The organism is Wujia sp. (assembly GCF_056872695.1).
Genome location: NZ_DBMFCD010000010.1, coordinates 37,215 through 62,017, shown reverse-complemented (window position 1 = coordinate 62,017; position 24,803 = coordinate 37,215). Strand labels below are relative to the sequence as shown.

Genomic DNA, 24,803 nt, shown 5'->3' with positions numbered 1-24,803 from the left:
CCATTCCTAAGTATATTTATTTTTATATCGCGCGTCAAATAAAAAAGCAGATACCTTATGATATCTGCTCTTCTAACTCTACCACCCCAGATCCAGCAGCCAGTTCTGTAACCTGCGTTCGCGGTCTGCATCTGATAAATTCTCATCCTCCGGGGCTTTGTATTCCCCTTTGATTGTTCCATCCAGTATATATAAGACTCTCTTGCAGCAAGATGCAACCTTGGCATCATGTGTTACCATCATAATCGTTGTTCCTTCGCGATTCAGCTTCCCAAGCGCATCCATAACCTCTGTTGAGGCAGCCCGGTTCAATGCCCCGGTCGGTTCATCTGCAAAAAGAAGCTTCGGATGATTCACCATGCTTCTGCAGATACACGCCCGCTGCAGTTGTCCCCCGGAAACCTCATTGATATCATTGTCTGCAACCTCTATGATTGACAGTTTCCGCATCAATTCTTCCGCAAATGCAACCTTCTCGGCACGCGACCGCTCATCCTTTTTACTCTCCATTGCCGGAAGCAGAATGTTATCCAATATTGTCAGATTCTTCATCATATACATCTGCTGGAAGATAAATCCCATCTCATCCAGCCGCACCTTCGCAAGCTCCGTCTGTGACAGCTTCGCAATATCCCTGCCTGCAAAGCAAACCGTTCCGCTTGTCGGCACATCCATACCCGATACCGAATAAAGCAGCGTCGACTTTCCGGAACCAGAAGGTCCCATGATTGCTACCATATCGCCCTCTTCCACTTCAAAGTTCACATTTCGAAGAACATTATTCTGCCGCTTGTCAATCACATATGTTTTGCACAAATCTTTTACTTCCAATATATTCGCCATAATTTACACCCTTTCCAATTTCATTTTCCAAGTGCACACCTACTCTACATTTACAATGTCTGTGCCACGAATCCTGCGTATATGAAATGCGGTCACGCTGACTGCAATCCATGTAATCGCAAGCACGATACCCGGATAGATCAGGATGATTCTTACCGGACTGAAATAATAATCTACGTTTGTCGCTCCCATCATCGCCCAGATCGGATCACACCACAGTTTCGTAATTGGTCTGGTCAGTACAACTGCAAGGATTTCTGCAAACCCGGCAACCAGCATGAACCGTATTACATGCCACCGGAAGATGCTTCGATTAGAAAATCCAATCGCTTTCAAAAGAGCAATCTGACCATGTTCCGTAGATATAAACGACCGTTCCATCAAAACCGTCACGAGAATAACGACGATTCCTGTTATCGCCAAAAGCAGCAGACAGACCGTATCCATCGTATCCCCAACCCCCATGCAATCTACGCAATATCCCGCAGCATCAAACACTCCGGTAATTCCATATAATTCCTTGATTTTCTTTACACGCGATCGAATTTCCTTCTCATCCGGATGATCTGAAAAATCAACCTGAAAGCCCGGCATGGTCGTCGAATACTTCATTGAAGTCGGTGCCTCTTCATGAAGCCGTCCGACCTTCCCCAACTGATTCATCGTCTGAAATAACGCTGTCACAACACAGTCCCGTTTCTCCGTTTCAAAATCAATCGTCACGGTATCTCCGATATCCACGCCAAGCTGGTCGGCAATCATTGGCGTAATGGCAATCTCATACGCATTTTGTGGTGGAGTTCCCTTCTCATATGTATAATCCGTCGTATGCGTCTCTGTATTCTGCTGGAATAACACAGAATATAACTTTCCATTTGCCTCACAGGCATACTTGTACCAGACTTCCATGCTTACCTTATCCACCGGCATACCTGCAGCTTCCAACTCATCCGCAATCGCCTGATAGTTCTCCTGCAGGACGGGCTCTTGATCCTTATCCACAAGAACCGGTTTCATCATTTTAGGATCTGTGATATAGATATCCGACTCCTTTCCAAAACAGGTGATCATACTCTTACTCTGCATCGTCGATGTCACCATCACAACGCCAAGCATAAATACCGAGCAGATAAAAAATGGCAGCACGATTGTAATAAACCGGCGTGGTGCACTCAATATATCATTCAGTGCCATATAAAATGGTGTACGCGCGCGACTTTTACTTAACCGGTATATCGTTTTTTTGTGATACCGTTCTCCCGTCTGTCCGTTTCGTATCGCGTCAACCGGTGTCAGCTTTCTAACCTTTCCTGTGCAAAGATATGCAAATCCAACCATCAGACCAATCACAGCCAACACGCCGATTGCATTAAAGAGATACCCGCCTTCATTGCCAAGCACCATCTTTTTCGAGACAGATGCGATCAGCAGATTGCCAAATGGAATGCTCACGAAAAATCCAACTGTTCCGCCAACGATTGCCATTGCCAGATATTTCACAATATACAGGTGACGGATCTTTGCATTTCGGATACCGATTGCCTTCATCACGCCAATCTCGCGAAATTCCTCCCGGATGGAAAATGTAATCACAAATTTCAAAATCACGAAAGATACAATGATCAGGCAGATACTCAGCACAAGCACAAGCATCGCCAGAATCATATCCATAACATACGACAGGCGGATTGTAGCTCTCTCTGAAGAAAACAATATATTGGTTGCACTTGCCAATTCCGCTGAAAGTGTCCCTGTATCATCCGTCTCCACCTGAAAGATTCTCCCAAGATAAGGTTCCAACGATTTGTCCGCTTCATACGCTTTGAAATCATTTTCGCTGAGCAGAAATCTTGTATTTCCCATAAGGTCAGAACCAAGCAGCGCATCTTTGATTTCGCCCGCTACGCGAAATGTCTTGTCTGTGTTTTTCATCTGAATCCGGATCGTATCTCCGACGTGCATGTCATTTCTTGCAAAACTTCCAGCAGTAATATAGATTTCCCCGTCCGCAATCTCCGTCAACTCCTGATTATCTTCCAGAAAATAATGAAACTGCGTCGTATCCAGCGATTGTATCAACAAAGTATTGTTCTTTACCTTCAGTTTCTCGCCCTGATATGTGACATCTCCATTCGTTCCCCAGATACATTTTTCCATGCTGTAATCCTTTACACCTCCCGATGTTTTCAGGATCTGCTCTACGCCGCCATCCCCATTCTGCGTGAACAACACATAATCTTTGATCCCGGCTTTTTCAAAAAAATAATCAGTTCCATTCATAACAGTGACCACATTGTTCAGACCACTCGCAACAAAAACCGCTGCCAGAATTGTGAACAATAACAGGATCACATTCATCGTCTTTTTCCGTTTGATATCCCGCTTTAAGATATTCCAGTACATAAATCTGCCCCTTTCCTTGTTTATGGCTCAATCATAACAGGGAAATTATTAAATAATCCTTAAAAAAGAAAAATGCAGGAATCACCTACATTTTTCTAAGTACAATCGTGACTGCAAAGCCTGTTTCCGGTGTCTTTGCATAGATATCTCCATCCATCTTGTGAAGCAGTTCCTTACAGATATATAAGCCCAATCCGCTTCCGCGGACACCTGCGTGATTACTTCCACGATAAAACGCATCAAAAATATGTGGCAGTTCCTCTTCTTTGAGACCATCCCCGGAATTTTCAATCGTAATCAGGCTGTGGTCTTCTTCCTCGGAAAAAGAAATATGCACGTATTTCCCATCGCCATATTTGATTGCATTCTCGAGCACATTCTGTCCCACTTCAACTGCCCTGTCCAGATCACCATATAGCAGATAATCTGCAAAGGACTCCATCTGAAAGTCTGTATGTAAATCTTCGAATTTTTCTTTGTAATAGAGTTTCAATGCCTGCATCATCTGCGACAGATAAAACTCCCCCTGATGCACGTCCAGCTTCAGGAAATCTTCCCTTGCTGCTTCCGAGATCTCGCCTACATATTTCTTAATTGTCTCTGTGTTTTTGCGAATCCCACCAATCGCCTGCTGCCTTTTTTCTTCATTTTCATACAGATTTTCCTCCAGTGCCTGCGAGTATAATTCAATCGCCGAAAGCGGTGTGCGTATATCATGCGACAACGACAATAAGAGTGTCTTCTTCTCTTTCTCCAGCTCCAGTCTTCTTAACTTATCCGCCTCCAGCTTTTCCCGCAACATATCCACACTCCACAGGAATTTTCCGAAGAAACGGCTTTTTTCTGCCTTGATTGGTACAGACAGATTCCCTTTTGCAAGTTCTGTTGTAAGTCCTTCCATCGACGCAAACGGACGAACCAGTTTTCTTCCGAGCAGTATCAGAAATGCCGCTGTACAGATCCACAATGCGCCCAGCACCAGATCCAGTTTCCATATACTTCCGTACTGCACCGTGCGTCTGCAACAAAACCGATACAGCTTGCCCTGCACTTCCTCCACACGGTACTCTTCGTTGCACACTTCCTGCGCATCAAAAATGCTTACCCGTGTAAGTGTCGGATAATCTGACAACTTAATCTGTTCCAAAGGAATTCCTGTTTCCAGCTCCTGTACACATCGTGCCACATCCACCCGGTATGAATATTCATCCTTGGATTTCAGAGCTTGTACCACGAAAAGGTTGCAAATCCCTATCAGACAGATTTCCAGCAATAAGAAAATTATTACAAATCTACGATATTTATTCAAACCGATACCCCGTTCCCCATTCCGTGATAATATGCTCCGGATGTTTTGGATCTTTCTCTATTTTCTGTCTGAGCCACTTAATATGTACCGTCAGTGTCTGCATCTCCGATTCACTGTCGCTGCCCCAGATCGTGCGGAACAAATATTCTTTTTTCAGTGTCACGCCTTTATTTTCCATCAGTAATTTCAATAACTCAAATTCTTTTGCTGTGGAATCAACCTTTTGATCTGCAACATAAATCGTCTGTGTCGCCGTATTCAGCCGGATCGTTCCGGAGATCAATTCCTCCTGTGCGTATTTGCGTTTGAAGATACCATGAATCTTCGCGAGCAGGATATCCATATCGTAAGGCTTTTCAATGTAATCGTCAGCACCCAGATTCAAGCCTTTTAATTTGTCGTTCTTTTCTGTCTTGGCACTCACAATCAGAATATGCGCATTGGATGTCTCACGGATTTTTGAACAGACTGCAAAGCCATCCATCCCCGGCAGCATCAGATCTAAGATTACAAGCTTCGCTCCGTATCGTTCAAAAAGCTCCAATGCAGCCTCGCCATCCTTTGCAACGCTCACAATATAATTTTCTTTCCGCAGAAAATCCGAAAGCAGCTCGCCGATTTCATGATTATCCTCTACTATAATGATATCTAACATATATACCTCTACTTCTGCTTCACATCCACATCGCCACTCGATGTTACAATCTTGCACAGATAGCCGGAATCCGCATCTCCATCCGGAACATCCACAGCTCCGCTATTGGTTTTCGTCTCAAACCGATATGTGCGTCCCGCTGCAATCTCCATATCGACATCACCGCTCGATGTTGTGATATCGAATTTCTCGGCATCACAGCTCTCCAGATCTATGTCTCCGCTGGACGTCGACATACGCAAGCTTTCTGCGGTTATATCCTGCATCTCAATATCTCCACTATTAGCTCCAAGTTCTATCTGCTTTGCTGTTGCATTTTTCAGATCAATATCTCCGGAAGAAGATGTTGCCATAATGGAATCCGGGGCATTTATATTCTTCATATATAGATCTCCACTGGATGCAGATACATTTACAGTTTCTGCATTCACATCCTGAATTGTAACATATCCGCTCAAGGTTGTTACAGAGATTTCTTTGTATTCCGCATCTGCCAGATACAACCGTGCCGTCGTATCTTTTCCAAATCCCAGTGATACAACCGCTTTATGTTTGCCCTTGTCGTCCGTTGTGAATTTCAGCACATGTTCCTTCACATCCACATGACTTGTCCAATCATCCGTATCATAATACTCCACATAATTCTTACCGGTCTTTGATTTGCAGATCTCGATATCCATGCTGCTTGCCCCGGCTATCTCTATTTTATCAAATGCATCCGCAATCTGCACGGTTTTCTTCTCGGCATGAAGTGCTTTCATCGTGGTCAGATCGACCGCTCCATTCGGAAACTTAAATCCACCTATTGCAATTCCGATAAATCCTATAATCACACCGATACCGACTAGCACGGAACCAATGATGACCGCTTTTTTAGTTTTGCTCATATCTTAGCCCTCCTTTACGAACTTTCTTTTGATGCCGCTCACAGCTGCCTTACACAGATTCCAGAATCCAACCGTTACCGGCTTCACTGCGACAAAGAACAGAATCGTAAGTCCGACACCTGCGAATCCGCACCCAAGCATAAATACCGCTGCCGGAACATTGCTGATCATCAGGAATGGAACTACTGCTAAAACTCCCGCAATTCCCGCGACTGCTGCTGATATGACTACTGCATAAAATGTAATCAATAGCGAAAGCACAACGACTACCATACTCAGCACTAAAATCCCGGCAGAGATCAACAGCGGCACCCAAACCGGGGAACCAAGTACAATCAGAACAATCTCCCATGCACGCAGGCGATGCGTCGGTTTGATCTTCTGCTTAACGATTTTGCTAAGTGGCGTATCTTCCAGAATCTGATCCACCGCATCATCCGGTGCATCCATCGTGGCAACCGCCTCTTCCTCTGTCATGCCATCTTCCATCCGGTCATCAATCATCTCACTGTAATAAGCGATGAACCGCTCCATATCTTCCGTCGGCATCTTCGGAATCCGCACCCGGATTGCCGACAAATATTCCTGTTTATTCATGTTTCTGTGCCTCCTTCATAGGTTCTTCCCGAACGATAAACCGATAAATGGATTCCAGTTCCTTCCATTCAGCCTTAAACTCATCGATTCGCGCTCGTCCTGCGTCTGTAATATGATAATATTTCCTAAGTCGTCCGTTATGCTCCACCGATTGTACCGTCAGATACGCATTTGCTTCCAGACGTCTCAAGATCGGATACAGCGTCGACTCAGAAATCGTCACATACGGTTTCATATCTTTGATGATCTGATATCCATAGGAATCTTCATCTTTGATTGCCGCCAGCACGCATACATCCAACATGCCTCGTTTTAATTGAATATCCATATGTATACCTCCTTACGCCATATACTATATAACGCATAGTATTATATGTCAAGTAGTATTTTGTTTTTCTGCATAAAAAAGAGAACCTGAAGATTCAGGTTCTCCAAATATATTTATCTTATTCAAAATACTTCATCATTTCTGCCAGTTCATCCGACACCTTGCTGACATGTCCGGTTGCCGTGTTCATCTGGTCGATTGCTTCGGCAATACTTGTAACATTGGCAGATACTTCCTCGTTGCTTGCCGCATTTTCTTCGGAAATCGCACTGAGATCAGTAATATTTGCTATGATGGACTGCTTGATACCATCAAGCTGCTTTGATTTCTCACTGATACGGGACACCGCCACGATATTGTCACTAATCGTCTTGCTGAGTGTTGCGAAGCTGCTGCATGTTGCAGAGATATCATCCTGCTCTTTTCCGAGCAATGTCTGTACATCACGTACCATACTCACACACTCATTTGATTTCGCAAAGATATTATCAGCCACCTGTTTGATCGTATCCACACCCTCGGCACTCTGCTCTGCCAGCTTCTTGATCTCACTTGCCACAACCGCAAATCCGCTTCCCGACTGTCCGGCACGTGCCGCTTCGATTGATGCATTTAACGCAAGCAGACTTGTCTGTCCTGTAATATCCATAATCAGGTTGACTGCCTCATTGATTGAGAGAATTGCCTGATTCGTCTCTTCTATCTGATTCGTAATCCGACCGATAATTTCCGCCGACTGATTGGAGCTGTCCAGCACAGTCTCCATTGACTTGGTTGCTGTGCTGTTCGCCTTACCCATCTGCTCGGAATTTGCACTTAATACCTGCACATCATTATCGATATCCGTGATTGCATTTCCCATCTCGATGGACTTCGCGTTGACATCCTGCACATTATCTGCCAGTGTCACCGCGGTCACAGATAATTCCTCCATCGCCTGGCTGATCTGTCCGGCACCCTCATTACTGAAATCGGCGCGCTCATTCAGTGAAGATGTATCCTGCTGCAGATTCACGACATGATCATTTACGCTTGTTACAATATTATTCAGTTTTTCCTTCAGTATCTTTGAAGAATCAATCAATGTATCAATCTCCGCAATTGCTGAAGATCCTTCCACGTCCTCTGAAATACTTCCGTTCGCAATCCGTTCAATATGTGCTGTCGTCTTCGCCAGTGACTTCCGGATCTTCAACGCAAGGAGAATCAGGGCACCCAGGTATAGAATGCCTATCGCCGCAGAGATCAGTAACAATGTACGCACAAGTCCCTTCTTTGCCGCGTTGACTGTCGCTGTTTTCTCGCCGGCAAATCCCATTCCAATCACATCACCGGCATCGGAATACACCGGTGTGTAGTATACATAGTAATCTGCGCCTGCAATCTGTACACCATCTGCGTGGTAATCCTTACCCGCCTGGACAGTTTTCCAGATTGCAGCATCCGCCTTTGTTCCCTCCGGACGGTTTCCGTTCTCGTCAACAACCGAAGTGATGTATCGTTCATCTCCTTCAAAAAATGTAAGCTCGATATTGTCCTTTTTCAAAGAATCGATAAACTCGTAGCTGACATCGTCCCTGCATAAGATGTCTTCCCGGACATCCCACTCAAAGTATTTCTCTACCGAAACTGCACATGCCTTTAATCTTGCATATGTACTGTCTTCCAGTTCCTGTTCCATTTTTCTTGTAGAATAAATTGTCAGAATCAGAATTGCCGTGAGTAGCGGAACGCTGCCGATCAGGATAATCACCCATAAGATATTTAATCGTTTTCCTTTTGTATTTTTGATAGTTCCCATACATTTTCGGAAGATATGAAATCTCCCCTCCCCCTTTTCTATGAATTTCTATTTATTATACTCGCTTTTTTCGACGGGTTCTATCAAATATTTGAGGTTTTCATGGCAGTTACTTGTGTCTAGCCTCATTTGCGAGCTGGATTGATGAGAACCTCCCCTGCGCTACCATTCTATCTATACGGATTATCTGCGAATCTAGCACATGAACCTCCTCTGCGCTCCGCTCCGAGTCGGTCATCTGCTAGATTCCTATGAATTTGCAGGCATGAAAAAAGAGTCCTGCAAGTAAACTTGCGGACTCTTTTCCATACCTGCAATTCGCAGATAATCCTATCTCTTTGAAAACTGCGGTGCACGACGAGCTGCTTTGAGACCGTACTTCTTTCTTTCCTTCATACGAGGATCTCTTGTAAGGTATCCTGCCTTCTTGAGTGCTGGTCTGTACTCAGCGTCTGCCTCAAGGAGTGCTCTGGAGATACCATGTCTGATAGCACCAGCCTGACCTGTAAATCCGCCACCCTTAACATTTACAAGTACGTCGAACTTTCCTTCTGTACCTGTTGCTGCGAATGGCTGCTTAACGATGAGCTTCAATGTATCAAGACCGAAATACTCATCCATGTCTTTCTTATTAATAGTTACCTTACCAGTTCCTGGTACAAGGTAAACTCTTGCGATACTGCTTTTTCTTCTACCTGTTCCGTAAAATCTATTACTATTCTTAGCCACGAACGTTTCCTCCCTTATTAATACTTAATCTCTAATACTTCTGGCTTCTGAGCCTGCTGCTTGTGCTCTGGTCCAGCGTAAACATAAAGCTTCTTGATCATCTGTCTTCCGAGAGGTCCCTTTGGAAGCATGCCCTTAACTGCAAGGTAGATAACATCCTCTGGCTTCTTAGCCATCTTCTCTTTGAGAGTCTGCTCTTTCATACCGCCGACATAATCAGAATGGTGATAGTAAACCTTCTGATCCATCTTCTTACCTGTTACCTTAATCTTATCAGCATTTACAACTACGATATAGTCACCTGTATCGATGTGTGGTGTAAATGTTGGCTTGTTCTTTCCTCTTAAAATGCTTGCGATCTCTGATGATAAACGACCTAATGTATGTCCTGTAGCATCTACTACATACCACTTTCTTTCAATGTTTGATGGGCTTGCCATAAAGCTCTTCATTGTGGTGTTCCTCCTTAAAATTATTCGAATTGTTCTGCATCATACCCATGCCTTCAAGCCGAAATGTCCGAAACAGCCTGTCCGCACAGTGCCGAATGCGTACTGTACATTGTAGCAAAAGAGTATTCCGCAAGTCCCGGGGCTATTGGGACGCACTTCACCTGTCTTTTGTCACATTTAGGTATTATATTATACGTGCCCGCGTGTGTCAACGCCTTTTTACCGGAAATGCGGATTTTTGTACAATATTCTTAACTTTCATATAAAATCATCTCAAATCCGGCAATAAATTCTACATATTTCATATGTAATTATATACGCCACATCCTATAAATACTCAATTCCAACCAACTGCAGTCCACACGCTTCCACTTTCGGTCCTGCTGCCGCGCGGTCCTTCGCATCGAGAATCTCCTTCACATGCTCCGGCGGATACATATTCATACCGCATTTGAGCAATGTACCCATGATGATCCGCACCATATTATATAAGAACCCGGTTCCGCGGATCGTCATAATGATCATCTTGCCTTCTGTCCGGAAGGAGATTTCTGTGACCGTGCGCACCGTAGATTCCACCTGTGTCCGTGGCGTACAGAATGATTTGAAATCATGTTCGCCGACGAGATATGCCGCTGCCTGCTCCATCTTCGCTACATCGACATGGAAATAACAAAATTTCGAGTAAAGCCGCACAAGCGGATTCGGGAACTTGTCATTCCAGATGCGATACTCATATGTCTTGATCGTATCGCAGAACCGCGGGTGAAAATCGTCCGCCACCTGACACGATTCCTGAATCCGAATATCGTCCGGCAACCGCTGGTTTAACGCGAAGCTGATCTTCTCCGGCGGAATCCGTGTCTCCGTATCAAAGACCGCCACATTTCCCAGCGCATGCACACCGGAATCCGTCCGGCTTGCGCCAATGATCTTGATATCTTCCTGCAACAGCTTCGACAATTCGCGATTCAGCACTTCCTCAATCGTAATCCCATTATCCTGAATCTGCCAGCCGCAGTAATTGGTGCCGTCATAGGCGACGATTAATTTGATTCGTTTCATGGAGCGAATCTCCTTTCTCTTTCTAATATCTTATTTCAATTCAAAATACAGACACATAAAACATCTCATTACTTCTATTATAAATATAAAGTCACTTGACTACTATCATAAACAATCTACATCTTTGTGATTTTTCTATTTATTACACTTATCATCCCTATGCAAAGCTAAAATCTTATAATTAAGATAATCGACACAACCGTCATCACCAGCATGCACACATATGCAACCACATCGCGTCTCTCATACACGAGTGGATGCAGCTTCGTCCGTCCTATGCCGCCCGTATAACAACGGCTATCCATCGCATCGCCTAGATGTCCGGCACGCAAAATCGCATTCTGGAACAGTGGCAATATCACCGTCCGCAGCTTCTTTAAGCGCACGACCGGATTGCCCTTCTTAAAGTCCGCACCACGCGCCATCTGCGCTTTCATGATCCGGTCTAACTCTCCAAATAATATCGGCACAAACCGGAGCGCGATCGTGATTCCCATTGCCACGCCGCCACTTAGATGCATACACTTCTCCATGCCATCCGTGAGCCGCGTCGGTGTCGTTGTATACATCAGCAGGCTCGACATCAGAATCAAAAGCAACATCCGCCAGAACACGAATCCCGCTTTCATTAAACCTTCCTTCGTAATCGCAAGCACACCAAGCTTTACCAGCGTCGTTCCATGCACGGTAAATGCATTTAAGGCACTACAGATCAGTATAAACAAAAATATCCCGCGTGTTCCGCGTATCATCTTGCGCATCGGCACCCGGCTGCACACCCACACACCGGCAAATACTGTGGTGAGAAACACAAAAAGCGGAAGGTTCCGATCCAGCAAAAGCAGGATTATATATACAATTGTAAATCGAATTTTGACACGGGGATCCAGCCGGTGGATCATCGAATCCACGCTGTGATACTGTCCCCATGTGATGTCCTTCATCATGTTCCTACCTCTTTTTAGACATTACGAAATCATCTTCCAACCGCATCCGCGATTGCCTGCACCGTCTCCGCAGGCAGTGTATGCTTACACGATACCGGAAGCCCCATCATACGCAGGCGGATGAGTAGCTGCATGCAGACCGGAAGCTCACAGAGTGCTTCGGAGAGTACTTCTCCGGCTGACTTCCGGGTGCTTCTGTCTCCTGTCTGCCCGGAAACCAACTGTCCTGCGTTTTCGTCCCCTGTCTGACCGGCAGCCGGCTGTCCTGCGTTTTTCTCTAACGTCTGTCCGCCCGTCAGCCCCGAGGGATCATCCCGCGTCACATGTTCCATCTCCCGCAGCCATAACCGGTAGAATATATCCGCAGGCGCCCCCTGCTCCACGATTCTTCCATCCTTCAGATAGAGCACCTGCTCTGCGTCCTCCACAACTGCATCCGCATCGTGGCTGACCACAACTACTGTAATCCCTGCATCCCGGTGTAATGCACGCAGGATCTCCAGCATCTTTTTCTTTCCAACCGGATCAAGCCCTGCCAACGGTTCATCTAGGATCAGATAATCCGGCTGCATCGCGATTACGCCCGCTAATGCCACACGCCGTTTCTGTCCGCCCGACAGCTTATCCATCGGCAGATCATAGACATCCTGCGGCAGTCCGACAAACTGAATCGCCTCATATGCCCGCTTCTCCGCTTCCACTTCGCTGATACCGACATTCCGCGGTCCAAACACTACATCTTCGTATACATTTTTTGCAAATAACTGCTGCTCCGGATACTGGAAGATAAACCCGATTTTCTTACGCAGAGCCGTAATATCTGCCGAAGCATCCGTCACTTCCACTCCATCCACGTAGATGCTTCCATCCGTCGGTGAAATGAGTGCCGGAATCATCTGTAACATCGTTGTTTTTCCTGCGCCCGATGGTCCGATGATTGCTGTATAGCTGCCTTTCTCGATCGAGCAGGAAACATCGGTCAGTATCGGCTTCTTCCCATATGACAAATTCACCTGTTGAAATACAATCGCCTGTGCCGATACTTTCGCATTCTTCCCTGCCGGTGCAGGTTCCATCGTCTTCTCCTTCAGAAATGCATACGGATGTTCCTTGTATATACGATTCGCAATTGCCTCAAGTGAGAACAAATCTTTCGTCCGCACACACCCGCACTTTGCTAAAGCATGTGCCAGCTGCACGGTCATCGGCAATTCCAGGCCAAACTCCCGCAGCTTCTCCGGTTGTGTAAAAATCGCTTCCCGGCTGCCCTTCATGGCAAGCCTGCCCTGATGCATCACATAGATCCGGTCCGCCAGCAGAAGCTCCTCCATCAGATGCGTGATCAGAATGATCGTGATTCCCTGCTTCTGCAGTTCCTTCATCAACTGCAGCACGTCCCGTCTGGATTTCGGATCAAGCATGCTGGTCGCCTCATCGAGCACGATACAGCGTGGCTTCATCGCAAGTACCCCTGCAATCGCCACCTTCTGCTTTCCACCGCCGGACAATTCCTCGATCCGCATCGATGCCGCAAGACCTACCTGTGCAAGTGCATCCTCCACCCGCTTCACCAGTTCCTTGTGTGGCACGCCGATATTCTCCGCGCCGAAAGCAACATCCTCTTCCACAACACTTCCGATCAACTGATCGTCGGGATTCTGGAACACCATGCCCACCATCTTCCGGATCGGAATGATATTTCCCTCCTGCATCGCATCAAGTCCGCCGATCAGAACCGTACCTTCAATCGGCAACAACAACCGGTTTAAGATCTTGGCAAATGTGCTCTTCCCGCTGCCATTCACCCCCGCTACAGCGATAAATTCCCCCTCATCCGCATCAAAATTAATCCCACGGATGGCATTTACCATCTCGGTCAGATTTCCTTCTTCATCCCGGTCAAAATATTCAAATGTAAGATCTCTGATTTTAATCATATTATTCCATGTTCCTGACTAACTTTTCAGTTCAGGCTGTCTGCCTTATAACATATCCATTACTATACCATTTTTTCTGCATATCCCGCAATTTTTTCTCAAAAGAAATATAAAATATTCAAAATATATATTTATATATCCATACTACCATAGCAAAATATTTTCATCATTTAAGATTGATTTTTGTCTCTTCTATGCTATAATTTATATGATTTTGACATTATCTGTAAAATGTAGAAAATAACAACAAGTTCAGATTATTTGTCAAGATGATCTGAACTATATTCTTTACACATTGGGAGGGTACATATGGATTTTTCAAATTTTCCAAACATTAACGCACGGATTACTGCCTGGGGCGGTATCAAGCAGACTGCATTTAACAAGAAAAAATACGCAGCCGCTGAAGCGTCATGGAATTTGCTTTCTCCACAGGAGATTGCAATGCTTGATCAGCAGATTCCTTACGGCGTGGAAGCGTTCTCATTCGTAGCAACACCGACAGCAATTCTCGTCTATGAGGCGAAGACGGTGCGCGTGATTCCGATTCGCGATATCATGTGGATCTATGGAAATGTAGTTAAACAGACGATGAATTTTATTCCGACAAGCAAATTCCATACCTTATATCTGCTTGCACGAGATGGTGGAACTTATTCACTCGGGCAGATTACAACCGGTGGTTTCTCCAAGAAAGCATCGCTGGACGAAGCGGTCGCCCAACTGCAAAACCTGTTATTTCCTTACAGAAAAGGAATTGTATATGGATATTCCGATGAAATCGCGAACTATTTCCATGGGAACTTCGCCGGAGCCATCCAGATGGTTGACGCGAAATCTATGGAGCCTTAGACCCGCGTCAGGTATTCCATATGCCGGTCTGATTGCCAGTCAATGCAATCTCACATAGCGGATAAAAAAAGGATTAGCTGTATCTATACAGTCAATCCTTTTTCTTTTATATTCATATATTCTCATCAATTATTGCATCGTCTGTATCGGCAGATTCGGGCAAACCGCTCTAATGAATCGTTGTACTCCCTACGAATTCCGTCGTATCATCCAGATAGGTATAGCCATCGCCTGCCTCATACTGAATCAGACACCCGGAATTATAATACTGTGCAAACAAGACTTTCCCTTCACCTCCATACACAACAATCACACCCGGACACCCAAACTGATTATAAAAGGAATTGCAATTCATTCCCAAAGGTTCGTCCTCATCCCCTGTAAAATTCAGGAAATGATAATCACTTCCATTCTCCGCATTCAGTTCCTCCAGAACCTTCTGTGCAAAATAATAATCTAACGCATTATCCTCATTCACACCAGATATGCTATTATTTTGCGCGCGACTAATCATATAATTCGTCAGCATACCACATGGCAATGTGTTTCCATCTGAATCCGTGTAACGTTTATTCAGCTTCATCTCATGATCCTCTGCATACGAGGATATCAAACCTGTCTCAACCGCTGACACAATCGTACGTAACTCTTCCATCGCATTCGATGCCCGCGCTTTCCGTATATACCGAATTACAATCAGACCAACGGTTCCCGCAAGCACCGCCATAATCGCTATTACAATGATTAGTTCTACAAGCGTAAAACCTGCATTTTTTGAAATACTTTTCTCTTTCTTCATACCCTACCCCATAAATAATAAAATCAATACCTATGGTCATCATATCATCATATGTTCTACATGGCAAACGTATTTCCATAAAATGCACAACAAAAAATTACAATTCTGCACCGATCACGATTCCTTTTGCATCCGTCCCATGTCCGATCTGTCCCGTGAGCGCAATCGGCATGTTATCTCCGGCGTACCGCTTCACAAGCTGCACGATATCCGGCGTACACGGCTTTGCTTCCATCTCCGTAAATGTTCCAAGCATGATGCCCGCAATCTGCTCAAATGCACCAATCTGCTGCAACTGACTCAGATAGGTTTCCATGCGCGCCACTGTCCCGGATCGACTCTCCAGAAGCAGAATCTTCCCATGTAGATCCGGCATATATGCCGTCCCTGCGAGTTTCAGGAAACAACGGATATTTCCGCCGACAACGATTCCATGCATCTGCGTTCCCTGTACATAACGATAATCAATCCGATACAGTGCATCACCATCATCGCACAGGACATTCTGCACATCCGCCATCTGTTGTTCCCGCTCCTTATAGAGCACATTTCGTATCTGATACAGCACACCTGTCTGCCCGGTCTTCGCATAGATCGCATTCAATACGGTCGTCAGGTCACTGTATCCCCAGAACGGTTTGTTCGTCTTCGCAATCACGCTGTAATCCAGATACGGCAGGATTCCATTCGCGATATCCCCACCGGATATGTCGCAGATTGCGTCAATCGTATCATCCTTGTAAAAATCCATCACTGCCTTCGCACGTTCCTCTGCGGTTCCGCTCGCCACGCCGTCACGCGCATACAGGAATGGACTGATCACACTCTCAATCCCCATATCCGCCAGCGTCCGATGCAATTCCTCTATCTCATCTTCATATCCCTGCCGGATTCCATCCGAACAACAAACAATTCCAATTTTCTTTGTCATAATAATTCTCCATTAAAAAATAAACGGGCTGCCTTTCGACAACCCGTCTGGTTTTATATAGATTAAACTAACTCAAGAATAACCTTCATAGCACCGTCGCCACGACGCTCGCCAATCTTAACGATACGTGTGTAACCACCCTTGCGGTTAGCATACTTTGCAGCATACTCATCGAAGAGCTTAGATGTAAGGTCTACCTTCTTTGTAGCAGCTTTCTTTCCTGCAGCATCTGTAGGAACCTCAACTACCGGGTAGAGAACCTTAAGCATCTGACGTCTAGCGTGCAGTCTGGAAGGCTGATCCTTCTTCACTGTCTTCTCAACTTCGTCGTACTGTGTAACCTTCTTACCATCTACAACTTCCTTGATACGCTTGCCATCTTTGTCCTTCTTAGCAACCTTAGCTGTTACCTTGATCTCGTCGAAGTTATCCTTCTCCTTAACAGCCAGTGTGATAAGGTGCTCAGCGATCTTACGAACTTCCTTCGCTCTAGCCTCTGTTGTCTCAATCTTTCCATGATAGAGAAGCTGTGTTACCTGATTACGAAGTAATGCGATTCTCTGATCAGACTTTTTACCAAGTTTTCTATACATTGCCATTTTAATTTTCCTCCTTACCCTTTCGGGTCTTCACCATGCTTACTAATCCTTCAGCTTTGGTGGACATTATTCATCACCAGTACGAAGCGACAAACCAAGTTCTTTTAATTTCGCATAAACTTCATCGAGAGACTTACGACCAAGGTTACGAACCTTCATCATATCGTCCGGAGTCTTATTTGTCAATTCTTCAACTGTATTAATACCTGCTCTCTTCAAGCAGTTATAAGAACGAACGGAAAGCTCCAGTTCGTCGATACTCATCTCAAGTACCTTTTCCTTCTGATCGTCTTCCTTCTCAACCATAACGTCTACTGACTTGGCATTCTCAGAAAGATCGATGAAGAGGTTCAAATGCTCACTAAGCACCTTTGCTGCAAGGCTGACTGCCTCATCCGGTGCCAATGTACCATTTGTAAATACATCAAGTGTAAGCTTGTCATAATCTGTAACCTGTCCAACACGTGTGTTCTCAACAGTCAGATTTACACGCTCTACAGGTGTGTAAATAGAATCAACTGCGATAGCATCAATAGAGGAATCCAGTCCCTTATTCTTATCAGATCCAACATAACCTCTACCGTTTGTGATCAGAAGCTCCATCTCAAGCTTTGCTTCCGGACCACTCAGATTAGCGATTACAAGATCCTTATTTAAGATCTCAAGGTCTCCATCCACCTGAATATCACCAGCTGTCACAACCTTATCACCTGAAGCATCAATATATGCAACCTTAGGCTCATTTGTAGTAGCATTGTTCTTAATACACAGATCTTTGATATTCATCACGATCTCTGTAACATCTTCCTTCACGCCCGGGAGAGAAGAAAACTCATGCAGAACGCCCTTAATCTTAACCTGGCTGACTGCAGTTCCCGGAAGAGATGATAACATAATTCTACGAAGAGAATTACCAAGTGTAATACCATAGCCTCTTTCCAATGGTTCTACTACGAACTTACCATATTTGTTATCGTCTGAAATCTCTACGATTTCAATTCTAGGTTTTTCAAATTCAAACACGACTGACCCTCCTTCTGGATAACTGGTGTTACTTAGCTACAAACCCTTTACTTACGCGAATTACTTAGAGTACAACTCGACGATAAGTGTATCATTTACAGGAACATCGATCTGCTCTCTAAGAGGAAGCTCCTTAATTGTACCTGTCAATGTCTCAACGTCTGACTCCATCCATGCTGGAGCTACAACGCCTGCGTTTGCCTCTACGATATTCTTAAATCCCTGAAGAGACTTGCTCTTCTCTTTGATTTCAATCTTATCACCAGCACTAATCTTGTATGAAGGAATATTTACGCACTTGCCATTAACCAATACATGCTTGTGATCAACAATCTGTCTTGCCTCACGTCTTGTTCTTGCAAATCCCATACGGAATACAACGTTATCCAATCTGGACTCAAGAAGGATCATAAGGTTTGGTCCTGTAAGACCTGGCATACGCTCTGCCTTTACATATAAATTACGGAAAGGCTTCTCAAGCATACCATAAATAAACTTAGCCTTCTGCTTCTCACGAAGCTGTAAACCGTACTCACTTACTTTTCTATTTGCTCTAGTCATTTTTCTTCTTGACTTCTTATTTACACCGAGAACGACTGGATCCATATCTAAGGATCTACATCTCTTGAGAATAGGTGTTCTATCTACTGCCATTATCATGTACCTCCTTATTATTAGACTCTTCTTCTCTTTGGTGGACGGCATCCGTTATGTGGAACCGGAGTTACGTCTCTAATACTTAATACTTCCAAACCACAAGCTGCGAGCGCACGGATAGCTGCCTCTCTACCTGAACCTGGTCCCTTAACCATAACATCTACTGACTTCAATCCATAAGGAAGAGCTGCCTTTGTAGCTGTCTCTGCTGCCATCTGTGCAGCATATGGTGTAGACTTTCTGGAACCTCTGAATCCAAGTCCACCTGCACTTGCCCAAGATAAAGCATTACCTTCGGCATCTGTCAATGTAACGATTGTATTGTTAAAAGATGACTGAATATGAGCCTGTCCACGATCAACATTCTTTCTAACACGCTTCTTAGCCACTTTCTTAGTAGTAACTTTCTTAGCCATTAACCTGAACCTCCATTACTTCTTCTTATTTGCTACTGTTTTCTTAGGACCCTTACGAGTTCTTGCATTTGTCTTTGTCTTCTGTCCACGAACAGGTAATCCTCTTCTGTGACGGATACCACGGTAGCAACCGATTTCCTGTAAACGCTTAATGTTAAGAGCTACTTCTCTACGCAGATCACCTTCTACGACCTGAGTTTCGTTGATAACTTCGCTGAGTCTCTTAACCTCATCGTCAGTCAGATCACGAACTCTCGTGTCCGGATTTACGTTTGCTTCTTTCAGAATTCTTGTAGCTGATGTTCTTCCTATACCATAGATATAGGTAAGTCCGATTTCGATTCGCTTTTCTCTTGGTAAATCAACACCTGAAATACGAGCCATTCTTGTTATACCTCCGTAAAATAACTTAATGAAACAATTTTTGACACATGCTATGTGTCCAGCCGCTTTTATCAACTCCAGCCAAGAGCTGATGTCCGTTGTCGTCCACCCGAATACCGGCGTGGCGTCAATCGAAGTTGGTATGTAATGTGGAATACCATTACACGCACAAATACAAGGCATAGTTATAGATGGGCTATCATCCTACATACCTTGTTCCAACTGTCCTGTCAGATTGTAAGACCTAATGTCTAACAATGACCCATGTCTGATCATAAATAGCATTTATGATACACGCGAACATGAATTAACCCTGACGCTGTTTGTGCTTTGGATTTTCGCAGATTATACGAATACTGCCTTTTCTTTTAATGACTTTGCACTTATCGCAAATTGGTTTAACTGATGCTCTAACCTTCATTAAAATACTCTCCTTTCCAAAAAGTCCGCTACGAAAACCTATAATACCATTTTCTATAGCGAAATGCAAGTGAAAATGTAAATTTATTTTGCTCTCCAGGTGATTCTTCCCTTTGTAAGATCATATGGAGATAAAACCACAGTTACTTTGTCGCCCGGAAGGATTTTAATATAATTCATTCTGAGCTTTCCACTGATATGGGCAAGTACTTTAAGCCCATTCTCTAATTCTACCTGAAACATTGCATTTGGAAGCTTCTCCAATACGGTTCCTTCCATTTCGATTTCGTCTGCCTTTGGCATATCATATCCTCCTTAATTTATTGATTTATATTATAATTCCAATCCCTCTGCACGTGATAAGATCTCCGGATCTCCCTCGGTGATCAGCACTGTATTTTCATAATGTGCGGAACGTGAGCCATCCATTGTAACGACCGTCCAGTCATCATTCAACCAGCCTACCTTATAGCTTCCGATGTTAATCATCGGCTCAATTGCTATGACCATCCCCGGTTTTAACTTTGGTCCTTTGAACAGCTTCGGGTAATTCGGCACGTTCGGGTCTTCATGGAGATGTGCACCTACACCATGTCCGACCAGATCACGGACAGCCGAATATCCTCTTTTTGTAACGTACCCAAAAACCGCTTTGGATATATCATTTATATGTTTTCCCGCCCGACATTGTGCCAGAGCCTGAAAAAAACTCTCTTTTGTCACCTGAATCAATTGCTCCGATTCCGAATCAATCGTTCCGACACCGTACGTTCTTGCAGCATCCGAGTGATATCCTTTGTATATAACTCCGGCATCGAGGCTGACAATATCGCCTTCCTGCAAAATCCGTTCCTTGGACGGTATGCCGTGTACAACCTCATCATTCACTGAGACACAGATGGATGCCGGATATCCCTGATAATTCAGGAATGACGGTTCACATCCGCAGCTTCGGATAAAATCCTCACCGCATTTGTCAATCTCATATGTGGATATGCCCGGTTTTATAATTTTCTTCAATTCCTCATGCGTCTGGGCGAGAATTTCTCCCGCCTTACGCATAAGCTCTATCTCATGTTCTGTTTTGATTATGATCGCCATTTTGAACTCCGATACAGATATTAACCTAAAATAGCTACAATCGCATCAAATACGTCCTTCATATCCTTTGTTCCGTCTACCTCAGCGATGACACCCTTCTTTGTATAGAAGTCGATCAGCGGCTGTGTCTGCTCATGGTAAACCTTCAAACGGTTCAGGACTGTCTCCGGCTTGTCGTCATCACGCAGGATCAAATCAGCGCCACAAGTATCACACTTACCTTCTACCTTAGTTGGGTTATATACGATGTGATAGGTTGCACCACAGCCTACGCATGCACGTCTGCCGGACATTCTATTTACAATGTTCTCATCTGGTACTTCCACATTCACTGCATAGTCAATCTTCTCGCCATTTGCAGCAAGTGCAGCATCAAGTGCCTCTGCCTGTGGAATGGTTCTTGGGAATCCGTCCAGGATATATCCGTTCTTACAGTCATCTGCTTTGAAACGATCCATGATCAGATCTACAACCAGTTCATCCGGAACAAGCAGACCCTTATCCATGTATTCCTTTGCCTTTGCGCCAAGCTCTGTACCATTCTTGATGTTCGCACGGAAAATATCACCTGTTGAGATGTGTGGAATTCCGTACTTCTCAGCTAACATCTTTGCCTGTGTTCCTTTACCTGCACCAGGTGCGCCTAACATAATAATCTTCAAATTATTGTCCCTCCATACTTTCATTCTCTATGCTTTTTGGTTCCACAAAATTTATTTCCCTATAACTAGGAATAGGAATGTACCCATAGAATACACTCCTGCTTCCTTTTATCGACATTTAATCATTCAAGAATCCTGAATAATTTCGTACAATCATCTTAGACTCGATCTGATCAATCGTCTCAAGAACTACACCTACGATAATGATGAGTGAGGTTCCGCCGAATGATACATTTGCACCAAACATTCCATTGAAGAAGATTGGAATAATCGCAACAATCAACAGACCAACCGCACCGATAAATACGATGTAATTCAGTATTTTATTTAAGTAATCCTGTGTCGGCTTACCCGGACGGATACCCGGGATAAATCCACCGCTCTTCTTTAAGTTGTTTGCTACTTCCATCGGATTAAATGTAACCGATGTATAGAAATATGCGAAGAATACAACCAACAGGATGTATATAATCAGACCTACACTTGCCCATGGATATGCAGAGTTAAACCAGTAATTAGAATTCATACCTCTTAAAATCTTTGCCCATACACCACTGGTATTAATGTTGAACAAGTTTACAACAACCATTGGTACAGACAGAATAGAGGATGCGAAGATAACCGGGATAACGCTTGATGTATTGACTTTCAGAGGAATATGGCTCTGCTGTCCGCCCATCATTCTTCTTCCCTGTACCTTCTGTGCATGCTGTACCGGAATCTTTCTGACTCCGCCCTGTAACAGAACAACCAAGATTGTTGTTACAAGTATAACTGCCAGAATAATCGCACCAGCGATTACCTGATCTACAATATCCTGACCCTTCATGAACTTCGTATATAAATCTGAAAAATCACTCGGCATTCTGGATACGATGTTTATCAACAGGATAATGGAAATACCGTTGCCAACACCTTTTTCCGTCACGCGTTCACCAAGCCACATAACGAATGCACTACCGGTTGTCAATGTAATGATAACCAGCAGATATCCAAGTGGTCCGGTAACTGTCATATAATGTCCACGGTCGAAACCGATAACAAGTCCGAGACTCTCAATTACTGCCAAAAAGATTGTTACATATCTTGTAATGGCTGTAATCTTCTTTCTTCCGTCTTCGCCGTCCTTCTGCATCTCCTCCAATGCCGGAATTGCAATGGTAAGAAGCTGGATGATAATGGAAGAAGTAATATATGGTGTTACATTCAGTGCAAAAATAGACATCTGTGTAAAGGAACCACCGGTAAACGAGCTCAGGAAGCTGTTTGCATCACCGAGCGCGCTCTCCAAATATTCCTTGATTGCGACTGTATTCAGTCCCGGTACCGGGATCAATGAACCAAAACGGATGACTATCAGGACAAAGAATGTAAAGAGTAATCCCATACGGATCTCTTTGACCTTAAAAGCGTCACGTAAGGTTTTGAACATACTAAATCACCTCTGCTTTTCCACCAAGAGCTTCGATCTTCTCTGCAGCGGCCTTACTGAATGCATTTGCCTTAACAGTAAGCTTTTTAGTCAACTCTCCATTTCCTAAAATCTTAACACCATCTCTAGGATTCTTTACAACACCTGCCTCGATTAATGAAGCTACAGATACTTCTGCACCATCTTCAAATCTCTCGAGAACGGAAAGGTTGATTGCAACGATCTCCTTGTGATTTCTGCTTGTGAATCCTCTCTTAGGGATTCTTCTGTAAAGTGGCATCTGTCCACCTTCGAAGCCTGGTCTTGGAGCTCCAGAACGAGCCTTCTGACCCTTGTGGCCCTTACCGGCAGTCTTACCATTTCCTGAACCATGTCCACGGCCTCTTCTGAAGCTATCGCTTGATACAGCGCCTTCAGCTGGCTTTAAACTTGATAAATTCATGACTGTTCCTCCTTCTAACAAAATTAAGCTTCTTCTACTTTTACTAAGTGACGAACCTGCTGTACCATTCCCATTGTAGCATCATTGTTTGGAAGTTCAACAGTCTTATGCATCTTTGTAAGACCAAGTGCTTTCACAGTTGCTCTATGCTTAGGAATTGCACCAATTGGTGACTTTACTAATGTTACTTTTACCTTATCTGCCATCTCAAATTACCTCCTTAGTTAAGAATCTCGTCTAAAGACTTACCACGGAGTTTTGCAATCTCTTCTGGGGACTTAATTGCCTTAAGACCCTCGATTGTAGCAAGAACAACATTCTGCTTGTTGTTAGAGCCGAGAGACTTTGTACGGATGTTCTTGTATCCTGCAAGCTCCAATACCTTACGAGCAGGACCACCAGCGATGATACCAGTACCTTCTGGTGAAGACTTCAGCAGAACGCTTGCGCTGCCGAACTTACCTGTATAATCATATGGAATACTTCCATTCTCATTGATATCAACTTTTACAAGTTTCTTGATTGCGTCCTCTTTTGCCTTGCGGATTGCCTCAGGGACCTCAGCTGCCTTACCTAAGCCGGCACCTACGTGTCCGTTCTTATCTCCGACAACTACAAGAGCAGCAAATCTCATGTTACGTCCACCTTTTACAACCTTGGTGACACGCTTAATGTTTACTACGCTATCTTCCAATTCTAAATTAGAAGCATCGATAATTTCACGTTTCATGTGTTGTTCTCCTCCCTATTAGAATTCAAGACCAGCTTCTCTGGCTGCATCAGCCAAAGCCTGAATCTTACCCTGATATATAAAACCGCCTCTGTCAAAGACTACTTCTTTGATGCCAGCATCAAGTGCCTTCTGTGCAATTACCTTGCCAAGATAAGCAGCTGCTGCTACATCATTTGTCTTCTCTAACTGATCCTTTACGTCCTTCTGAACTGTTGAAGCTGACACTAAAGTGTTACCAACTGTATCGTCAATAATCTGAGCGTACATATGATTATTACTTCTGAATACAGCAAGTCTTGGTCTTTCAGCAGTGCCGCTAAAACGGTTACGAACTCTTAAATGCTTCTTAATACGAATAGCACTTCTTGATTCCTTTTTAATCATATCTTTTCACTCCCT

Annotated in this window: 30 protein-coding genes; 1 reads left to right on the top strand and 29 read right to left on the bottom strand. The window is 44.3% G+C overall.

Annotated features, from left to right (window positions below; genetic code table 11):
- Window positions 1–78: 78 nt before the first annotated feature.
- The 13 genes from ACZQK9_RS10180 to ACZQK9_RS10120 form a co-directional block, all read right to left on the bottom strand.
- A complete protein-coding gene (locus ACZQK9_RS10180; RefSeq protein WP_178017639.1) occupies window positions 79–843 on the bottom strand; it encodes an ABC transporter ATP-binding protein in 765 nt (254 codons plus the stop codon).
- 39 nt (window positions 844–882) lie between these two features.
- Window positions 883–3,246, bottom strand: a complete 2,364-nt coding sequence (locus ACZQK9_RS10175) for an ABC transporter permease (RefSeq protein ID WP_483270486.1) — start codon at window positions 3,244–3,246, stop codon at window positions 883–885.
- A gap of 85 nt (window positions 3,247–3,331) precedes the next feature.
- Complete coding sequence (locus ACZQK9_RS10170) at window positions 3,332–4,555, bottom strand: sensor histidine kinase (protein WP_483270485.1); 1,224 nt, start codon at window positions 4,553–4,555, stop codon at window positions 3,332–3,334.
- Entirely contained in the window at window positions 4,548–5,210 is a 663-nt protein-coding gene (locus ACZQK9_RS10165) for a response regulator transcription factor (RefSeq protein WP_118374750.1), read from the bottom strand. The genes ACZQK9_RS10170 and ACZQK9_RS10165 overlap by 8 nt, the downstream gene beginning before the upstream one ends.
- Before the next feature lie 8 nt (window positions 5,211–5,218).
- On the bottom strand, window positions 5,219–6,097 hold the full coding sequence (locus tag ACZQK9_RS10160) for a DUF4097 family beta strand repeat-containing protein (RefSeq protein ID WP_483270484.1): 879 nt from the start codon (window positions 6,095–6,097) through the stop codon (window positions 5,219–5,221).
- 3 nt (window positions 6,098–6,100) lie between these two features.
- On the bottom strand, window positions 6,101–6,694 hold the full coding sequence (locus tag ACZQK9_RS10155) for a DUF1700 domain-containing protein (protein WP_483270483.1): 594 nt from the start codon (window positions 6,692–6,694) through the stop codon (window positions 6,101–6,103).
- Complete coding sequence (locus tag ACZQK9_RS10150; protein ID WP_483270482.1) at window positions 6,687–7,022, bottom strand: PadR family transcriptional regulator; 336 nt, start codon at window positions 7,020–7,022, stop codon at window positions 6,687–6,689. The genes ACZQK9_RS10155 and ACZQK9_RS10150 overlap by 8 nt, the downstream gene beginning before the upstream one ends.
- A 118-nt stretch (window positions 7,023–7,140) precedes the next feature.
- The gene (locus ACZQK9_RS10145; RefSeq protein WP_483270481.1) at window positions 7,141–8,823 is read right to left on the bottom strand and encodes a methyl-accepting chemotaxis protein; all 1,683 of its coding nucleotides are present in this window, start codon (window positions 8,821–8,823) and stop codon (window positions 7,141–7,143) included.
- 330 nt (window positions 8,824–9,153) lie between these two features.
- Window positions 9,154–9,552 carry a 30S ribosomal protein S9 gene (gene rpsI, locus ACZQK9_RS10140; protein WP_021984664.1) on the bottom strand — a complete coding sequence of 133 codons (399 nt, stop codon included), beginning with the start codon at window positions 9,550–9,552 and terminating at the stop codon, window positions 9,154–9,156.
- Window positions 9,553–9,569: 17 nt separating this feature from the next.
- A complete protein-coding gene (gene rplM / locus ACZQK9_RS10135; protein WP_021984665.1) occupies window positions 9,570–10,004 on the bottom strand; it encodes a 50S ribosomal protein L13 in 435 nt (144 codons plus the stop codon).
- 327 nt (window positions 10,005–10,331) lie between these two features.
- Window positions 10,332–11,069 (bottom strand): tRNA pseudouridine(38-40) synthase TruA, encoded by a 738-nt coding sequence (truA, locus tag ACZQK9_RS10130; protein WP_483270480.1) that lies wholly within the window; start codon window positions 11,067–11,069, stop codon window positions 10,332–10,334.
- A 167-nt stretch (window positions 11,070–11,236) separates the two neighbouring features.
- Window positions 11,237–12,016 (bottom strand): energy-coupling factor transporter transmembrane component T family protein, encoded by a 780-nt coding sequence (locus ACZQK9_RS10125; RefSeq protein ID WP_118734893.1) that lies wholly within the window; start codon window positions 12,014–12,016, stop codon window positions 11,237–11,239.
- 29 nt (window positions 12,017–12,045) lie between these two features.
- Complete coding sequence (locus ACZQK9_RS10120) at window positions 12,046–13,953, bottom strand: energy-coupling factor transporter ATPase (protein WP_483270479.1); 1,908 nt, start codon at window positions 13,951–13,953, stop codon at window positions 12,046–12,048.
- Between the two features lie 309 nt (window positions 13,954–14,262).
- Between ACZQK9_RS10120 and ACZQK9_RS10115 the strand changes: the two genes are divergently transcribed.
- The gene (locus ACZQK9_RS10115; protein WP_483270478.1) at window positions 14,263–14,805 is read left to right on the top strand and encodes a hypothetical protein; all 543 of its coding nucleotides are present in this window, start codon (window positions 14,263–14,265) and stop codon (window positions 14,803–14,805) included.
- Window positions 14,806–14,974: 169 nt separating this feature from the next.
- Here the strand turns inward: ACZQK9_RS10115 and ACZQK9_RS10110 are convergent, their stop codons facing one another.
- The 16 genes from ACZQK9_RS10110 to rplR form a co-directional block, all read right to left on the bottom strand.
- The gene (locus ACZQK9_RS10110) at window positions 14,975–15,604 is read right to left on the bottom strand and encodes a type II secretion system protein (protein ID WP_483270477.1); all 630 of its coding nucleotides are present in this window, start codon (window positions 15,602–15,604) and stop codon (window positions 14,975–14,977) included.
- A 97-nt stretch (window positions 15,605–15,701) separates the two neighbouring features.
- Window positions 15,702–16,535, bottom strand: a complete 834-nt coding sequence (locus ACZQK9_RS10105) for a S66 family peptidase (RefSeq protein WP_483270476.1) — start codon at window positions 16,533–16,535, stop codon at window positions 15,702–15,704.
- A 62-nt stretch (window positions 16,536–16,597) separates the two neighbouring features.
- A complete protein-coding gene (locus ACZQK9_RS10100) occupies window positions 16,598–17,134 on the bottom strand; it encodes a bL17 family ribosomal protein (protein WP_178017658.1) in 537 nt (178 codons plus the stop codon).
- 66 nt (window positions 17,135–17,200) lie between these two features.
- On the bottom strand, window positions 17,201–18,157 hold the full coding sequence (locus ACZQK9_RS10095; RefSeq protein WP_177981985.1) for a DNA-directed RNA polymerase subunit alpha: 957 nt from the start codon (window positions 18,155–18,157) through the stop codon (window positions 17,201–17,203).
- A gap of 60 nt (window positions 18,158–18,217) precedes the next feature.
- Window positions 18,218–18,811, bottom strand: a complete 594-nt coding sequence (gene rpsD, locus ACZQK9_RS10090; RefSeq protein WP_178017659.1) for a 30S ribosomal protein S4 — start codon at window positions 18,809–18,811, stop codon at window positions 18,218–18,220.
- 20 nt (window positions 18,812–18,831) lie between these two features.
- Window positions 18,832–19,230 (bottom strand): 30S ribosomal protein S11, encoded by a 399-nt coding sequence (gene rpsK / locus ACZQK9_RS10085; protein ID WP_021984675.1) that lies wholly within the window; start codon window positions 19,228–19,230, stop codon window positions 18,832–18,834.
- A gap of 15 nt (window positions 19,231–19,245) precedes the next feature.
- Window positions 19,246–19,614, bottom strand: a complete 369-nt coding sequence (gene rpsM, locus ACZQK9_RS10080; protein ID WP_021984676.1) for a 30S ribosomal protein S13 — start codon at window positions 19,612–19,614, stop codon at window positions 19,246–19,248.
- A 307-nt stretch (window positions 19,615–19,921) separates the two neighbouring features.
- Entirely contained in the window at window positions 19,922–20,035 is a 114-nt protein-coding gene (rpmJ, locus tag ACZQK9_RS10075) for a 50S ribosomal protein L36 (RefSeq protein WP_117781418.1), read from the bottom strand.
- Between the two features lie 83 nt (window positions 20,036–20,118).
- Complete coding sequence (gene infA, locus ACZQK9_RS10070; protein WP_021984677.1) at window positions 20,119–20,337, bottom strand: translation initiation factor IF-1; 219 nt, start codon at window positions 20,335–20,337, stop codon at window positions 20,119–20,121.
- A 30-nt stretch (window positions 20,338–20,367) separates the two neighbouring features.
- The gene (map, locus tag ACZQK9_RS10065) at window positions 20,368–21,135 is read right to left on the bottom strand and encodes a type I methionyl aminopeptidase (RefSeq protein WP_216507930.1); all 768 of its coding nucleotides are present in this window, start codon (window positions 21,133–21,135) and stop codon (window positions 20,368–20,370) included.
- Between the two features lie 20 nt (window positions 21,136–21,155).
- The gene (locus tag ACZQK9_RS10060) at window positions 21,156–21,797 is read right to left on the bottom strand and encodes an adenylate kinase (protein ID WP_021984679.1); all 642 of its coding nucleotides are present in this window, start codon (window positions 21,795–21,797) and stop codon (window positions 21,156–21,158) included.
- A 118-nt stretch (window positions 21,798–21,915) separates the two neighbouring features.
- Window positions 21,916–23,229, bottom strand: coding sequence for a preprotein translocase subunit SecY (gene secY, locus ACZQK9_RS10055; protein WP_216507929.1), 1,314 nt, complete (start codon window positions 23,227–23,229; stop codon window positions 21,916–21,918).
- Window position 23,230: 1 nt separating this feature from the next.
- On the bottom strand, window positions 23,231–23,671 hold the full coding sequence (gene rplO / locus ACZQK9_RS10050; RefSeq protein WP_021984681.1) for a 50S ribosomal protein L15: 441 nt from the start codon (window positions 23,669–23,671) through the stop codon (window positions 23,231–23,233).
- A 23-nt stretch (window positions 23,672–23,694) separates the two neighbouring features.
- Window positions 23,695–23,877, bottom strand: a complete 183-nt coding sequence (gene rpmD / locus ACZQK9_RS10045; RefSeq protein ID WP_021984682.1) for a 50S ribosomal protein L30 — start codon at window positions 23,875–23,877, stop codon at window positions 23,695–23,697.
- A 14-nt stretch (window positions 23,878–23,891) separates the two neighbouring features.
- Window positions 23,892–24,401: a 30S ribosomal protein S5 gene (gene rpsE / locus ACZQK9_RS10040; RefSeq protein ID WP_021984683.1), complete on the bottom strand. Its 510-nt coding sequence runs from the start codon at window positions 24,399–24,401 to the stop codon at window positions 23,892–23,894.
- Between the two features lie 18 nt (window positions 24,402–24,419).
- Window positions 24,420–24,788 (bottom strand): 50S ribosomal protein L18, encoded by a 369-nt coding sequence (rplR, locus tag ACZQK9_RS10035; protein WP_021984684.1) that lies wholly within the window; start codon window positions 24,786–24,788, stop codon window positions 24,420–24,422.
- Window positions 24,789–24,803: the final 15 nt, after the last annotated feature.